Source organism: Thioclava sp. F42-5 (assembly GCF_002213195.1).
Taxonomy (GTDB): Bacteria; Pseudomonadota; Alphaproteobacteria; order Rhodobacterales; family Rhodobacteraceae; genus Thioclava; species Thioclava nitratireducens.
This window is the reverse complement of record NZ_NBNZ01000002.1, coordinates 755,291-770,893: the sequence shown is the minus strand read 5'-3', so window position 1 is coordinate 770,893 and position 15,603 is coordinate 755,291. Positions and strand designations below refer to the sequence as shown.

General features: G+C 64.4%; 12 protein-coding genes and 1 tRNA gene. 7 read left to right on the top strand and 6 right to left on the bottom strand.

Annotated elements, in window-relative coordinates:
- Positions 1 to 67: 67 nt before the first annotated feature.
- From B6V74_RS09030 to pdxH, 5 genes are all read right to left on the bottom strand, one after another.
- A complete protein-coding gene (locus B6V74_RS09030; RefSeq protein ID WP_088722566.1) occupies positions 68 to 3,727 on the bottom strand; it encodes a vitamin B12-dependent ribonucleotide reductase in 3,660 nt (1,219 codons plus the stop codon).
- Positions 3,728 to 4,250: 523 nt separating this feature from the next.
- Positions 4,251 to 4,327, bottom strand: a tRNA-Pro gene (locus B6V74_RS09025).
- Between the two features lie 40 nt (positions 4,328 to 4,367).
- Entirely contained in the window at positions 4,368 to 4,859 is a 492-nt protein-coding gene (locus tag B6V74_RS09020) for a DUF192 domain-containing protein (protein ID WP_088722565.1), read from the bottom strand.
- Positions 4,829 to 5,383, bottom strand: coding sequence for a cold shock domain-containing protein (locus B6V74_RS09015; RefSeq protein WP_240496975.1), 555 nt, complete (start codon positions 5,381 to 5,383; stop codon positions 4,829 to 4,831). The genes B6V74_RS09020 and B6V74_RS09015 overlap by 31 nt, the downstream gene beginning before the upstream one ends.
- Before the next feature lie 121 nt (positions 5,384 to 5,504).
- Positions 5,505 to 6,128: a pyridoxamine 5'-phosphate oxidase gene (pdxH, locus tag B6V74_RS09010; protein WP_088722564.1), complete on the bottom strand. Its 624-nt coding sequence runs from the start codon at positions 6,126 to 6,128 to the stop codon at positions 5,505 to 5,507.
- 165 nt (positions 6,129 to 6,293) lie between these two features.
- Here pdxH and fabI point away from each other — a divergent pair, with 165 nt between their 5' ends.
- From fabI to trpE, 7 genes are all read left to right on the top strand, one after another.
- Positions 6,294 to 7,115, top strand: coding sequence for an enoyl-ACP reductase FabI (fabI, locus tag B6V74_RS09005; protein WP_075775648.1), 822 nt, complete (start codon positions 6,294 to 6,296; stop codon positions 7,113 to 7,115).
- A gap of 1 nt (position 7,116) precedes the next feature.
- Positions 7,117 to 7,734, top strand: a complete 618-nt coding sequence (locus tag B6V74_RS09000; protein WP_088722563.1) for a LysE family translocator — start codon at positions 7,117 to 7,119, stop codon at positions 7,732 to 7,734.
- A gap of 10 nt (positions 7,735 to 7,744) precedes the next feature.
- Positions 7,745 to 8,251 carry a xanthine phosphoribosyltransferase gene (gene gpt / locus B6V74_RS08995; protein WP_075775650.1) on the top strand — a complete coding sequence of 169 codons (507 nt, stop codon included), beginning with the start codon at positions 7,745 to 7,747 and terminating at the stop codon, positions 8,249 to 8,251.
- Positions 8,252 to 8,254: 3 nt separating this feature from the next.
- Complete coding sequence (locus tag B6V74_RS08990; protein ID WP_075775651.1) at positions 8,255 to 8,773, top strand: DUF2127 domain-containing protein; 519 nt, start codon at positions 8,255 to 8,257, stop codon at positions 8,771 to 8,773.
- A gap of 172 nt (positions 8,774 to 8,945) precedes the next feature.
- Entirely contained in the window at positions 8,946 to 10,127 is a 1,182-nt protein-coding gene (locus tag B6V74_RS08985) for an aminotransferase (protein ID WP_075775652.1), read from the top strand.
- Positions 10,128 to 10,191: 64 nt separating this feature from the next.
- Complete coding sequence (locus tag B6V74_RS08980) at positions 10,192 to 12,033, top strand: SurA N-terminal domain-containing protein (RefSeq protein WP_088722562.1); 1,842 nt, start codon at positions 10,192 to 10,194, stop codon at positions 12,031 to 12,033.
- 11 nt (positions 12,034 to 12,044) lie between these two features.
- The gene (gene trpE / locus B6V74_RS08975) at positions 12,045 to 13,556 is read left to right on the top strand and encodes an anthranilate synthase component I (protein ID WP_075775653.1); all 1,512 of its coding nucleotides are present in this window, start codon (positions 12,045 to 12,047) and stop codon (positions 13,554 to 13,556) included.
- Positions 13,557 to 13,593: 37 nt separating this feature from the next.
- Here the strand turns inward: trpE and B6V74_RS08970 are convergent, their stop codons facing one another.
- The gene (locus B6V74_RS08970; RefSeq protein WP_088722561.1) at positions 13,594 to 15,477 is read right to left on the bottom strand and encodes a divergent polysaccharide deacetylase family protein; all 1,884 of its coding nucleotides are present in this window, start codon (positions 15,475 to 15,477) and stop codon (positions 13,594 to 13,596) included.
- Between the last annotated feature and the right edge of the window lie 126 nt (positions 15,478 to 15,603).

Below are 15,603 nucleotides of genomic sequence, written 5' to 3'. Positions count from 1 at the left end.
GGCCCGGACAGACCGGACCGTGCCGTCGTCGTCGGGGCCCCGGCCGCCAGACCGAGACCCCTGTCCCTCAAGAGCAACCGCTGGTCGCCCCGCAGGTGTTGCACTTCATGCAGGTGCCGTTGCGCACCAGCGTGTAGTTGCCGCAATCTCCGCAAGCTTCGCCCTCGTAGCCCTGCATCTTCGCCTTGGCGCGGGCATCCATCTGGACCGAGCCCGAGGAGACCGCGGTGGAGCTGGAGGCACGGGCCTGCGCGCTTTGCGCGGGCATCTGCGAGGTCACCACTTCCACGCCGCCCTGCAGAGCCATCAGTTCTTGCGGCAGGCGCTTGCGCAGATAGCCGGTCGAGGAAATCTGGCGCAGCACTTCGAGCGACTTCGAAGCGTTCTCGGACATCGGCTCGACATTGCCGTCGGCGCGCTTGCCCTCGTTCTCGCCACCGCCCAGATCGTCGAAGCTGGTGCCCTGCGGCTTGATATGCGCAAGGTCGGTGCGGTCGAGATAGGACACGGCCAGTTCGCGGAACACGTAGTCGAGGATCGAGGTCGCGTTCTTGATCGAGTCGTTGCCCTGCACCATCCCGGCCGGTTCGAACTTGGTGAAGGTGAAGGCGTCCACGAACTCCTCCAGCGGCACGCCGTATTGCAGGCCCACCGACACGGCGATCGCGAAGTTGTTCATCATCGCCCGGAAGCCAGCGCCTTCCTTGTGCATGTCGATGAAGATCTCGCCCAGCGTGCCGTCGTGGTATTCGCCGGTGCGCAGATAGACCTTGTGACCGCCCACGACCGCCTTCTGGGTGTAGCCCTTGCGACGCTCCGGAAGCTTCTCGCGGTGGCTGCGGACGATCTCCTTGACCAGCACCTTCTCGACGATCTTCTCGGCGAGCACGGCGGCCTTTTCCTGGGTCGAGCCGGTGGCGAGGATTTCCTCGGCCTCCTCGTCATCCTCGACCAGCGCGGCAGCCAGCGGCTGCGACAGTTTCGACCCGTCACGGTAGAGCGCGTTGGCCTTGATCCCGAGCGACCAGCTGAGCTCGTAAGCCGCTTTCACGTCTTCGATCGAGGCGTGGTTCGCCATGTTGATCGTCTTCGAGATCGCGCCCGAGATGAAGCTCTGCGCGGCAGCCATCATGTGGATGTGGCTCTCGACGCTGAGGTAGCGCTTGCCCTTCTTGCCGCAGGGATTGGCGCAGTCGAACACGCTCAGGTGCTCGTCCTTCAGGTGCGGCGCGCCTTCCAGCGTCATCGTCCCGCAGACATGGTCGTTCGCGGCGTCGATCTGCTTCTTGGTGAAGCCGAGGTGACGCAGCATGTCGAAGGTCGGGTCGTTCAGCTTCTCGGCCGGGATGCCCAGCGTCTGGGTGCAGAACTCCTCGCCCAGCGTCCACTGGTTGAAGACGAAGCGGATATCGAAGGCGGTCGGCAGCGCGGCCTCGACCTTCTCGATCTCGCGCGGGCCGAAGCCGTGGCCGATCAGCGCGGTGGTGTTGATGTCGGGGCAGTTGCCAAGGCTGGCGTGGCCCACGGCATAGGCGATGATCTCTTCGATCTGCGCCGAGCTATAGCCCAGCGTTTCGAGCGCGCCCGGCACCGAGCGGTTGATGATCTTGAAGTAGCCGCCGCCTGCAAGCTTCTTGAATTTCACCAGCGCGAAGTCCGGCTCGATCCCGGTGGTGTCGCAATCCATTACCAGACCGATCGTCCCGGTCGGCGCGATCACCGACACCTGCGCGTTGCGGTAGCCGTGCTGCTCGCCCAGGGCCAGCGCCTCGTCCCAGGATTGCTTGGCCAGCGCGATCAGTTCCGGATCGGGGCAGCCCTTGTGATCGAGCGCGACCGGCTTGATCTCGAGGCTCTCGTAGCCATCGCTCTTGCCGTAAGCGGCGTTGCGGTGGTTGCGGATGACGCGGAGCATATGCTTCGAGTTCTTCTCGTAGCCCGGGAACGCGCCCAACTCGCCCGCCATCTCGGCCGAAGTGGCGTAGGAGACACCGGTCATCACGGCGGTCAGCGCGCCACACAGCGCCCGGCCCTCTTTCGAGTCGTAGCCCAGACCCATGTTCATCAGCAGGCCGCCGATATTGGCATAGCCGAGGCCCAGCGTGCGGAAGTCGTAGCTGCGCTGCGCGATTTCCTTCGAGGGGAACTGCGCCATCAGCACCGAAATTTCCAGCGTCACGGTCCACAGGCGGGTGGCGTGCATGTAGCTTTCCGCGTCGAACTTGCCGTCCTTGTAGAAGGTCAGCAGGTTCATCGAGGCAAGGTTACAGGCCGTGTCGTCGAGGAACATGTATTCCGAGCACGGGTTCGAGCCGCGGATCGGGCCGTCCTCGGGGCAGGTGTGCCATTCGTTGACGGTGTCGTGGAACTGGATGCCCGGATCGGCGCAGGCCCAGGCGGCGTGGCCGACCTGCTCCCACAGATCGCGGGCTTTCACGGTCTTGGCGACCTTGCCGTCGGTGCGGCGGATCAGTTCCCAATCGGCATCGTCCTTAACCGCTTTCAGGAAAGCGTTGGTGACGCGGACCGAGTTGTTCGAGTTCTGACCCGAGACCGAAACGTAGGCTTCCGAGTCCCAATCGGTATCGTAGGTCGGGAATTCGATCGAGCTGTAGCCCTGCCGCGCATATTGCAGCACGCGGTTGATGTAGGTTTCCGGGATCATCACGCGCTTGGCGGATTTGATCGCGGCTTTCAGCGCCTCGTTCTGAGTCGGATCGACCGAGGTCTCGTCGGAGCCGTCGAATTCGCGGATCGCGGTGAAGATGCCGTTCAGCTCACGCTCATGCAGCTTGGAGCCCGCGACCAGCGAGGCCACTTTCTGCTCTTCGATGACCTTCCAGTTGACGAATTCCTCGATATCCGGGTGATCCATGTCGCAGATCACCATCTTCGCGGCGCGGCGCGTGGTGCCGCCCGACTTGATCGCGCCCGCCGCGCGGTCGCCGATCTTGAGGAAGCCCATCAGGCCGGAGGATTTGCCACCGCCCGAGAGGCTCTCGCCTTCGGCGCGCAGGCTCGAGAAGTTGGTGCCCGTGCCCGAGCCGTATTTGAACAGGCGCGCCTCGCGGACCCAGAGGTCCATGATCCCGCCCTCTTTCACCAGATCGTCCGAGACCGACTGGATGAAGCAGGCATGGGGCTGGGGATGCTCGTAGGCCGAGGTCGAGGAGGTCAATTTGCCGGTCTTGTGATCGACATAGAAGTGGCCCTGACCGGGGCCGTCGATGCCGTAGGCCCAGTGCAGGCCGGTGTTGAACCATTGCGGCGAGTTCGGCGCGGCCATCTGTTCGGCCAGCATGAAGCGCATCTCGTCATAGTAAGCCTGCGCATCAGCTTCCGTGGTGAAGTAGCCGCCCTTCCAGCCCCAATAGCACCAGGCACCGGCGAGACGGTCGAACACTTGCTTGGCCGAGCTTTCGCCCGTGAAGCGCGCCTCTTCGGGGAGTTGGGCCAGCGCCTCTTCATCGGGAACCGAGCGCCATAGGAATTCCGGCACGCCCTTTTCCTTGACCTTCTTCAGCGCCGCCGGGACGCCGGCCTTGCGGAAGTATTTCTGCGCCAGAACGTCCGAGGCGACCTGGCTCCAACCGCTGGGCACTTCGACCGACTCGTTGCGGAACACCACCTTGCCGTCGGGATTGCGAATCTCGGATGCGGTCGTCGTGAACTCCAGCGCGCCGTAGGCGCCGGTTTCGTCGGTGGTGAACTTGCGTTCGATCTTCATTGCCCTGTCCCCGTTTGCAGTCAGTCAAATCCGGTGTCGGCGGGAGCCGCAGAGAACAGAAAGCCCGGACCTCGCAGTCGACACCGCGAGGGCTGCGCGCCCCGGATTCGGGGGTGCAATGTCCGAAATCTGTCCCTTGGCCCTAGGCTCCACTACATCTGGTGGGTTGGCCTCCGACACCACACAACCTGCCGTAGGCGCACCGAGCCGTCAACGAAACTTTCACCTTGAGTTAGTCCATTTTTCAGTTGACCGGCCCCAAGGGAAGCGGACTGCACGATTCCTCCACATTTGGTTAACGCTAGGACGCCGCGCTGCGGCACCAATAAGGGCCAAATTTAATTGAGGATTCCCGCGCGTTTGCGGCTCATCTGGGAATTTCAATCCACAGCACGCAATATCTTGTGGATAGCCGCGCCGGCTTTGCGCAAAAAATGGGCAAATTCGCGGATCGTGTCGCTAGTGCCACAATCAAGACCTGCCACTAGATGTAGTCAGAGCCGGAATCGGCAATTTGGAGGGATGGTCGGGGCGGCGAGATTCGAACTCACGACCTTCTGTACCCAAAACAGACGCGCTACCAGGCTGCGCTACGCCCCGACGCCCTCTCCTTACAAAGAGGTTCGGTACAAGGAAAGGGTCATTCGCAGGGAAATGCGGCTTGTGCCGGATCGACGCTGGGATGCGCAAGCTCCGCACCCGGCGCGATCCCGTAGCGCGCGGCCATCCCGGCATTGATCTCGAGCACGTAGCGTACCGGCGCGCCGGAGGGAATCGGCGTGTCGTCATTGGGAGTGGTGTTCGCCGCGACCTTCACCACGCGCCCTGCCGGATCGATGAAAACCATATCGAGCGGCAGCGGCGTGTCGTGCATCCAGAAGGCGACCTCGCGCGGGCGGTCATAGATGAAGAGCATCCCTGCCCCCGTGTCCATCTCGCGCCGACCCATCAAGCCCTGCGCACGCTCTGCACTGTCATCGGCAATCTCGATGGTGAAATTCACCAACTGGCCATCCGTGCGCAGAATCGCGAGATCGTCGCGGCATTGCGCTCCGTCCGCCGCGGCAATGCCCGGCGCCCAACTCAGAAGAAGGGCGGCGCTCAGCGCCCGGATTTCAAACCAGCATCCCATGCGAGCACCTGTGCCGCCATCCGCCCCCTCTTGCCTTCGATCACCCGAAGGCACACCGCTTCGCCGGGGCTGAGATCGGCGAAGCCCGACCGACGCAGAACTTCCATGTGAATGAAAATATCCTCTTCGTTTTCGAAGATGTTGGCAAAGCCGAATCCCTTGGCCTTTTCAAACCACTTCACCCGCGCCGGTTCCAGCGGCAGGGCCGCGATATCGTCGAAACTGTTGTCACCCAAATCTTCGATCGGCGCGACGGGCTCGCCTTCCGGGGGTAAAATCTCCAAGACCTCGACCGCCTGCGCGCCGCGCGGGGTCAGCTGCATCTGGACACGAATCCGTGCGCGGTCAGCAATCGAGCCCTGGCCGAAATTGCGAAGCACATTCGCGTGTAGAAGGATATCCGGCCCCCCTTCGCCATCGACGATGAAGCCGAACCCTTTGACTGGGTCAAACCATTTAACGGTGCCGGTAACTTCGCGAGGCTCGGCCTCCGACTCCCCCAGCATCTTCCATCCCGTTTGCATACTTCGGGCTTTCCTGTTCGCATTTCCGCCCGCACCTCACTCAGGAGATGCGGTATTCACGCGACACTTCAAGAGAATTCTCAAAGTTTCAAGACCCTATGCAATTCACGAAGCGCGAGTTTCAGGGGTTTAGGCGGGTCACTTCCCACGCATCGGCAAGGGTTTGCCGGCTCCAACGGAAACGATCGTGAAGGCGAAATGCGCCGTCCGCCCAAAATTCCAACTCCAAGGGCTTGATTCTGAACCCTCCCCAGAAAGGCGGTCGTTCCGGATTTGTGCCATGACCCGCGGTCACCTTCGCGACCTCCGCCATCAGCGCGCTGCGCGAGCTCAGCGGCTCACTTTGTCGCGAGGCCCAGGCCCCGAGACGCGATTTCAAGGAGCGTGACTTGTAATAGACATCGGCCTGCGGCCCTTCCTCGCGTTCAACCATACCGCGAACCCGAATCTGGCGGCGCAATGACTTCCAATGCATCACGAAAGCAGCTTTTCCGGCGCTCTCGATCTCCTGCGCCTTCACCGATCCGTAGTTGGTGTAGAAGACGAACGCCCCGCCCGAGGGCATGTCGCGCCCCTCTATTTCCTTGAGGAGAACCATGCGCGCATTGGGCAGCCCGTCCGGATCGACCGTCGCCAGCGCTATCGCATTGGGATCGTTGATCTCGGTCTCTTCGGCTTCGCTCAGCCAAGCCTGCGCGATCGCGAATGGATCGTCGCCCGCGAAAATTCCGCTTCTGTCACTCATACTCGCCTCCAGTCTGGCCCGTCGCATGGCACACCGTGCCCAACGCTCCGATCGGCAACACGATCCACACGATCATGCTTGACCGGAGGTCAGTAGCCTTGATGCGTCTTCACCTTTCGCCTAAAGCATTCGGACTTACCAGAGCGAAGCGGGGGACAACCTGACATGTCGAACAACCTGATGGCGGGCAAACGCGGGCTGATCATGGGCCTTGCGAATGACAAATCCATCGCCTGGGGCATCGCCAAGGCCCTCGCGGATGCGGGAGCGGAACTCGCCTTCTCGTTCCAGGGCGAGGCGCTCAAGAAGCGCGTGGGACCGCTGGCCGAACAGCTCGGCTCCGAGATCCTCGTCGAATGCGACGTCGCCAACGGTGACTCGATCAAGAGCCTTTTCGAGACGCTGCGCACGCATTGGGACAGCATCGATTTCGTCGTCCACGCGATCGGTTTCTCCGACAAGTCGGAGCTGCGCGGGCGCTATGTCGACACCTCGCGCGACAACTTCAAAACCACGATGGACATCTCGGTCTATTCCTTCACCGCAGTATGCAAGGAAGCTGCTGCGATGATGAACGAGGGCGGCTCGCTGCTCACGCTGACCTATTACGGTGCCGAGCAGGTCATGCCGCATTACAACGTGATGGGCGTGGCCAAAGCGGCGCTCGAAGCCAGCGTGATGTATATCGCAGAGGACCTCGGCAAGGACGGAATCCGCTGCAACGCGATCTCCGCCGGTCCGATCAAGACGCTCGCGGCTTCGGGCATCGGCGATTTCCGCTACATCATGAAGTGGAACGAGCTGAACTCGCCGCTGCGCCGCAACGTGACACAGGAAGAGGTCGGCAAGGCCGCGCTCTACCTGCTCTCCGATCTCGGCTCCGGCACCACCGGCGAGACGTTGCATGTCGACGCGGGCTATCACGTCGTGGGCATGAAAGCGGTCGACGCGCCCGATATCGACGTGGTCACCAAGCGGAAGGAATGAGATGACCCTCGCGGCCCTCACCGCGATCTATTTCGTGCATCTGGCCGCGGCGATGTCGCCGGGGCCAGCTGTGCTGCTGGCCGCGCGCACGGGTCTGCGCGACGGGTTCCAGCGCGGCATCTGGCTCGCACTCGGGATCGGCTTGGGCGCGGTTATCTGGGCGGCGGCGGCGCTGTTCGGTCTCGCCCTCGTCTTCAAGATCGCCCCTGCCCTGCTGACCACGCTGAAAATCGCCGGCGCGGCCTATCTGCTGTGGCTCGCATACAAGATGTGGCGCCACGCGGACGATCCGATGGAAGATGAGATTCCCGACCTGCCCCGCACCCGCTCGGCTCCGCGTCTGATCTGGCTCGGCATCTCGACCCAGCTCGCCAACCCGAAACCCGCCGTATTCTTCGGCACCGTCTTCCTGACCTTCATCCCGCCCTCGGCGCCCGCCTGGGCCTATGTCGCGATCCTCGGCATCGTGATGTTCAACGATGCGGGATGGAACGTCATCGTCGCGCGGATCTTCTCGCTCGAGAAGACGCGCGCGGCCTATCTGAACCTGAAAACCGTGATCGAGCGCTGCTTCGGCGGCCTGCTGGCGCTGCTCGGTCTGAAACTCGCTCTGAGCTGAGGAGACCCCGATGTCCGATCGTCTGCCGCATGAAAAAGGCTTCCACGTCAGCTGGGACCAAATCCACCGGGACGCCCGTGCGCTGGCATGGCGTCTCGACGGCAAGGGGCCGGGCGACGGCAGCTGGCGCGCCGTGGTAGGCATCACCCGTGGCGGCCTCGTTCCGGCGGCGATCGTCGCGCGCGAACTGGACATCCGCACGGTCGATACGATCTCGGTCAAAAGCTACAACCATCAGGAACAACGCGAAGCGCAGGTCATCAAGCCCACGCAGGAGAGCCTGATGGAAAACGGCGGCGAAGGCGTGCTGATCGTCGACGACCTCGTCGATACCGGCAACACGCTGAAGCTGGTGCGCGACCTCTTCCCGAAGGCGCAATTCGCGACCGTCTACGCCAAGCCGATGGGCGCACCGCTGGTCGACACCTTCATCACCGAAGTCAGCCAGGACACTTGGATCTTCTTCCCCTGGGACATGGCGCTGCAATATGTGCAACCCTATCGCGGCACGGACTGATCAGTGCGGTTCGGCGCACCCGGAACCCCTCTCGGGCGGTTCCTGCACTGGCTTTTCGAGGTCAGCCTGATCATCAAGGCGATCTTCGAGATTGCGGAAACGCTGTCCGGCCTCGCGCTTCTCGGGCTGCCGAAGAATGCGGTCTTCGACGCCGCGCATTGGCTGACCGCGCGAGAGCTGCGCGAGGATCCCAATGACCGCATCGCCAATGCGTTCCTCAACGCGGCCCACCACTTCTCGATCCAGACTCAGGATTTCTACGGTTTCTATTTCACCAGCCACGGCTTGCTGAAGCTGGTCGTGGTGATCCTGCTGATCCGCGGACTGATCTGGGCCTACCCGATGGCGATCGTGATGATGACCGGCTTCGTGGCCTACCAGATGTATCTCTACAGTCTGAACCATGGCGCAGGCATGCTGGCGCTGACGGTGCTGGATCTCGTGGTCATCGCGCTGACCCTACGCGAGTGGTATGTGCGGCACAGCTTCGCATGGCGCAACCACCATGAGGGACGCAGCTAGGGCGCGCTGCGCCCTTCTCTGCCTCCGTTTGCGCCTCACCCCCGAGATATTCCCGACAAGAGGAAGCGCAGCCCTCTTCTTCTCGATCCAAATATCCCCACCGGAGGCTCCCGCCTCTTGCCAAGCGGGCGGCGCTCTGCTGATCTCGCGCCGATCAGCCAAGAGGACCTTCATGCCCCATCCGCTCAACCCCGCCCTCGCCGCCACCTTCCCGCCCCCGGTCATGGAGGCGCGGCGCTGGCTCGACGGGGTCGAGTTCACCGCCGATCGCCCGCTGATCAATGTCTCGCAGGCAGCCCCCGTCGATCCGCCGCCCGAGGCGCTGCGCCAAGCCATCGCCGAGGCCGCGCTGAACGATCCGCAGGCGCATCTCTACGGCCCCGTTCTGGGCCTTCCCGATCTGCGCGCGGAACTCGCGCATCAATGGTCGCTGGCCTATGGCGGCGAGGTCGCGGCGCGTCAGGTCGCGATCACCCAAGGCTGCAATCAGGCGTTCTGCGCGACGCTGGCCACGCTCGCAGGCCCGGGCGACGAGGTGATCCTGCCGACGCCTTGGTATTTCAATCACAAGATGTGGCTCGACATGGCGGGCGTGCACACGGTGCCGCTCGCCCCCGGCGCGGGGCTACTGCCCGATCCCGAGGAGGCCGCCGCGAAGATCACCGGCAAGACCCGGGCGATCGTGCTCGTCTCGCCCAACAACCCGGGCGGGGCGGAATATCCGGCCGAGCTGCTGCGCGCCTTCGCCGATCTGGCCAAGCGTCACAAGCTCGCGCTGATCGTGGACGAGACCTATCGCGACTTCGACTCGCGCAATGGAGCTCCGCATGACCTGTTCTCCGATCCCGACTGGCCGGACTATTTCATCCATCTCTATTCCTTCTCGAAAGCCTATCGCCTGACTGGGCATCGCGTCGGCGCCATCGTCGCAGGCGAGGCGCGCCTTGCAGAGGTCGAGAAATTCCTCGACACGGTGGCCATCTGCCCCTCGCAGCTTGGTCAGATGGCAGCGCTGTGGGGGATGGTCCACCTGTCGCAATGGGTCGCGGGCGAGCGCGAGGAAATCCTGCGCCGCCGCACCGCGATGGAGGCGGCCTTCGCCGATCTGGAAGGCTGGAAGATGCTGGGCTGCGGCGCCTATTTCGCCTATGTCACCCATCCCGATCCGCGCCCCTCTCCTGATTTCGCGCAGGCTCTGGTGCGCGAGGCGGGCGTGCTGATGCTGCCCGGCACGATGTTCATGCCACAGGGCGCAAACGGAGCCGCGCAGCAGATGCGGATCGCCTTCGCCAATGTCGACAGTGACGGGATCGCGGCGCTGCGCGACCGGCTGGCGAGCCTCGCGCGCAGCTAGCCTTGCAGGCCAGTAATCAAAGCCCTAAACAGCGCCAAAAGACAATTCCCGAGGAGGACCCCCGATGAAGATGCGCAGCCACGGCAAGAGTGTCGTCGTCTGGATCTTGCTGGCCATGCTGATCCTTGGTCTCGGCGGTTTCGGGCTACGCAGCTTCTCCGGTTCGGCCAAGTCGGTCGGCGCGGTCGGCGAGACCAAGATCACCGTGGACGATTACGCTCGCGCTCTGCGTCAGGAAATGCAGCAGCGCTCGCAGCAGCTTGGCCAGGCGGTGACGATGGCGCAGATGAAGGCGTCGGGCGCGGACCAGCGGGTGCTGGGCAAGCTGATCGGTCAGGCCGCGATCGGTGAGGGCGCGCGGCGTCTTGGCGTCTCGGTCGGCGACAAGCAGCTGCAACAGAAGATCTACGACATCCCGGCCTTCCAGAACGCCTCGGGCAAGTTCGACCGCGAGACCTACAAGTTCGCGCTGCGCCAGCAAGGCTATTCCGAGCAGCAATTCGAAACGCAGCTGCGCGACGATCTCGCCCGCTCGATCATTCAGGGCGCGGTCGCGGGCGGCGTGGATGCCCCCAAGCCCGTCGTGGATGCCTATACGCAATATGTAGGCGAGAAGCGCGGCTTCACTTGGGCGGAAGTGACGGAGAGCGATCTGACCAAGGCGATCCCGGATCCGACGGACGAGCAGCTCAAAACCTATTACAACGACCATATCGATCAGTTCACCGCGCCCGAGACGCGTGACATCACCTATGCCTGGCTGACGCCTGAGATGCTGGCCGACAAGGTGAAGATCGACGACGCCACGCTGAAGGCCGAATACGAGCGTCGGATCGACGAGTTCAAGCAGCCCGAAAAGCGCCTCGTGGAGCGTCTCGTCTATTCCGACATGGATGCCGCGAAAGCCGCTAAAGCCAAGCTGGACGGCGGCGCGACCTTTGCCGATCTTGCGAAGGATCGCGGCCTGACGCTGGACGATGCCGATCTGGGCGACGTGACTCGCGACGATCTGGGCAAGGCCGCCGACGCGGTCTTCTCGGCCGAAAACAACACCGTGGTCGGCCCCGTCGAGACCGATCTGGGCCCGGCGCTGTTCAAGGTGAACGGCATCATCGATGCTCAGGAGACCTCGTTCGCCGACGCGCGCGACGAACTGGCGGGCGATGCCGAGGCCGAGAAGGCGCGCAACGAGATCGGCAAGATGAGTGAAAACCTGCAGGACCGTCTGGCCGGAGGCGCGACTCTGGAGGAGATGGCCAAGGAAACCGACATGGAGCTTGGCCAGATCGGTTTCACCGCCGACAGCACCGACGGCATCGCGGGCTATGACGAATTCCGCAAGGCGGCGAACGAGGCGACGACCGACGCCTATCCCGAGCTGCAGACCCTGTCGGATGGCGGCGTCTTCGCGTTGCGCCTGAACAAGATCGTGCCGCCCCAGCCCAAGCCCTTCGACGAGGTCAAGAGCGACGTGGCCGATGCGTGGCGCGCCGATCAGGTCGTGCAGGCGGAAGAGGCCCGCGCCAAGGAGATCGTCTCTGCGGTCGAGGGCGGCAAGTCGCTGGGCGAGACCGGCGTGCTGACCACCAAGGTGGCGAGCATCGGGCGCGGCGGCTATTCCGACGAACTGCCGCCGCCCGTGGTCTCGAAGGTCTTCAAGACCGAACCGGGCAAGCCGGCGCAGATCACCGCCAGCGGCAAGGTCTATGTCTTCGTCACCGACAAGGTCATCCCGGCGGATATGGAAGATGCTGACAGCAAGCTGATCTCGGGTCAGATCGGCAAACAGCTGTCGAACTCGCTGGCCAATGACCTGCTCAATTTCTACGCGACCGCCGTGGAGTCGGAGGCCGGGCTCGATCTCGACAGCCAGACCGTGACCGCGGTGCAGTCGCAGATGCAGTAAGGAGGCCCGTCGTGGTCGCTCTCTCCCCCTCTTTCGAGGCGTTCGAGGAACGCTGGGCCAAGGGTGAAAACCAGTTGGTCTACGCCCGGCTCGCGGCCGATCTGGACACGCCCGTCTCGCTGATGCTCAAGCTCGCCGAGGCGCAGCCGAATTCCTTCATGCTGGAATCGGTGACCGGTGGCGAGGTGCGCGGACGCTACTCGATCGTCGGCATGAAGCCTGACGTGATCTGGGAGTGCCGGGGCGAACAGGCGCGGATCAATCGCTCGGCGCGCTTCGACGAGGCATGGGAAGATCTTCCGGGCCACCCGTTCGATAGCCTGCGGGCGCTGATCGCGGAGAGTCGCATCGACATGCCCGACGATCTGCCTGCCGCGGCGGCGGGTCTGTTCGGCTATCTCGGCTATGACACGATCCGGCTGGTGGAGAAGCTGCCGAACGTGAACCCCGATCCGTTGGGCGTACCCGACGCGATGCTGCTGCGCCCGTCGGTCGTGGCCGTACTCGACGGGGTGAAGGGCGACGTGATCATCTGCGCGCCGGCCTTCCAGTCGGCCGGTCTGTCGGCGCGCGCCGCGTATGCGCAGGCCGCCGAGCGCGTCTCGGATGCGCTGCGCGATCTCGACCGCACGCCGGTCGAGAGCCGGGATCTGGGCGAGAGCCTGCAGGTCGGCGAGATGCGCTCGAACTTCACCAAGGAGGGCTACATGTCCGCCGTGGAGACCGCGAAGGATTACATCCGCGCGGGAGACATCTTCCAGGTGGTTCCGGCGCAGCGCTGGTCGGCGCATTTCCCGCTGCCGCCCTTCGCGCTTTACCGCAGCTTGCGACGCACCAACCCCTCCCCCTTCATGTTCTTCCTGAACTTCGGAGGCTTCCAGATCGTGGGCGCGTCGCCTGAAATCCTCGTGCGGGTCCGCGAGGGCGAGGTGACGATCCGCCCGATCGCGGGCACCCGCCCGCGCGGGGCTACCCCTGCCGAGGACAAGGCGCTGGAAGAGGATCTACTGGCCGACAAGAAGGAGCTGGCCGAGCACCTGATGCTGCTCGATCTCGGTCGCAACGATGTCGGCCGCGTCTCGAAGATCGGCTCCGTGCACCCGACCGAGAAGTTCATCATCGAGCGATACAGCCACGTCATGCATATCGTCTCGAACGTGGTGGGCGAGCTCAGCGACGATCAGGACGCGCTCTCGGCGCTGCTGGCCGGTCTGCCCGCGGGCACTGTCTCGGGCGCGCCCAAGGTTCGCGCAATGGAAATCATCGACGAGCTGGAGCCTGAGAAGCGCGGCATTTATGGCGGTGGCGTGGGCTATTTCGCGGCCAATGGCGAGATGGACATGTGCATCGCGCTGCGCACGGCGGTGGTGAAGGACAAGACGCTCTACATTCAGGCGGGCGGCGGCGTGGTCTATGACAGCGACCCCGAGGCGGAATGGCAGGAGACGGTCAATAAGTCCAAAGCGCTGCGCAAGGCCGCCGAGGATGCGGGGCTGTTCGTGGCGACACGCGGCAACGGCTGAGCACCGTCACCACAGGCGAAAAGAGAGAAACGCGGGCTTACTGGCCCGCGTTTTCCATTTTCGGCTCGGTCTCCGGGGCGGGCGCAGCTTGCGTCACGGTATCAAGTGCGAGCGCCGAGACCGGGGTGAGCGTCACCTTGTCCTGCGCGTCAACATACCAATCCTCGATCCCCTGGAACGACTCCGGCCAAGCGGACAGCATTACCACTACCGAGCCATTGCGCTCTGCTTCGAAATCGGCGCGCGCCAGCATCCGCGAGATCACGGCAGCCTTCTCGCGCCCGTCATCGATCACGCGCCAGACCTGCGCGCGCGGGAGATCGGCGGAGATCGCGATCTGGTTGGCGCTGTCGAACCCCTTCTTCTGCGTGACCACGCCCAGCCCGCTGCGCCCGAGCGCCGAGACCATCTGACGCGCGAGCGGACGGTTGTTCTGGAACTGCGGCTCCGGCGGCTCCACGACGGCGACGGCCTCGGGGATCACGTGACGCCACGCCTCGAGCGCCACCTCGACATCCTCGGGGGCGGCATTGGCGGGCAGACCGGACGCAAGGATCGCGACCTCGAACCCCGCCGCCCGGAAGGCTTTGGCATCTTCGGCAGCGCCGTCCCGGGTTGGATCGATCGCGATGGTCATCGGCAGATCGCTCGCCGTGATCGTCGCCGGATCGAGCCCGCCCCTCGCCACGCCCGGATCGATCAGAACCAGCGAAATCTCCGGCTTGTCGCCGGCTGGCGCGGGGGCTGCGAATTTCTCGATCGGGCTCAGGTCAGCCGCATCGACCTGCGCGGTCCCCGGCGCATCCTGCGCGCCGCCGCCGTCAGGTCCGTCCCCGAGGGAGGGCGGCGCCGAAGGCGTCACCTGCGGCAAGCGATCCACCACGACGCCGGGCGCTGATTTGAACCCGCTCGCGGGCTTGCCCGGCATCGAGGGCACATCCTGCAACGAGAAGATGCGCGGCTTGGTCGGCACCGCATCCCCGCCTTGCGGGAGGGCGCGCCCAGCGGGCAGGTCCGGGCTTGCCGATGGGTCGGTCGAAATCTCGGGTTTATCCGCCTGCGCGGTGTCGATCCCCTCCCCTTCGGACGGCAACCGATCAGGTGCGGGCATGTCCGCCAAGGACGGAGCCGTTTGGGGCTCCGGTTTGGGGGGCGTCAGTTTGGCCCCGGGCAGTGCGGGCATATCGGTCGCGACGACAGCCGTATTCCCCTGATCGGTGGGCGCCGTTGCTTTCTCGGGCGCTTTCGGCGGCTGCAAGCTCACCTCCGGCAAGGCGGGCATCTCGGCTGCGGGCGCATTTTCTGCAGTCATATCCGGCTGCGCCTCGCGGGCGGCGGGCGTCGTCGCAGGTGTGTCCACTGTCGGCGCGCTCATCGCCGACGCGAAATTCGGGGCTTCCGGCGATGTCTCGCGCGCAGGCGCGGGCTCGATCACCGGCGCAACCTCGGGTGCGGTGTCGGGCGCAGGCGCACCTTGCAGAGCGGAAGGCGGGGCGCTGTCCGGTTGCCTGCCCGCCTCCTGCGCGACCGGCGCGGCGAGCGCGACCGTCTCGCCTTGCGCTTCGGGACGCGGCTCGGCCATGTCGGTCGACATCTCGGGGCGCGCGGCGCTTTGGATTTCGTCGGCACTGGGCGGCGCGAGGCTTGGCTGCGGCTCTGACACGCGGGGCGCCCGGGTCGGCGCCGAGAGCGGCGCCCCGTCCGGGGTCGGCATCGCGGGCGTTCGATCGGTCGCCGGACGCGAGAAATCGGAGCCCGCGGGCAAGTCCACATTCGCGGGTTCTTCGGGCGTCGGGCTTCCGGCGAGCTTGATCTCCGCGCCGGGCTCTTTCGGGGCCGGGAAGATCAACGACATCACCGCCGTGCCGAAAACCGCGACCAGCAGACCGGCCAGCCCGCCCTTCATCACAGATCGCATCATTGCCTGCCTCCATCTTCACCGCTCTTGATACGCGGCTTTTCCCGGGGACTGCCCTTGACCCCGGCCCTTCGCTGATAGCATCTATAGCCCGACCCGATCCCCGGTTCACCCCCCTTGATAGGCGCA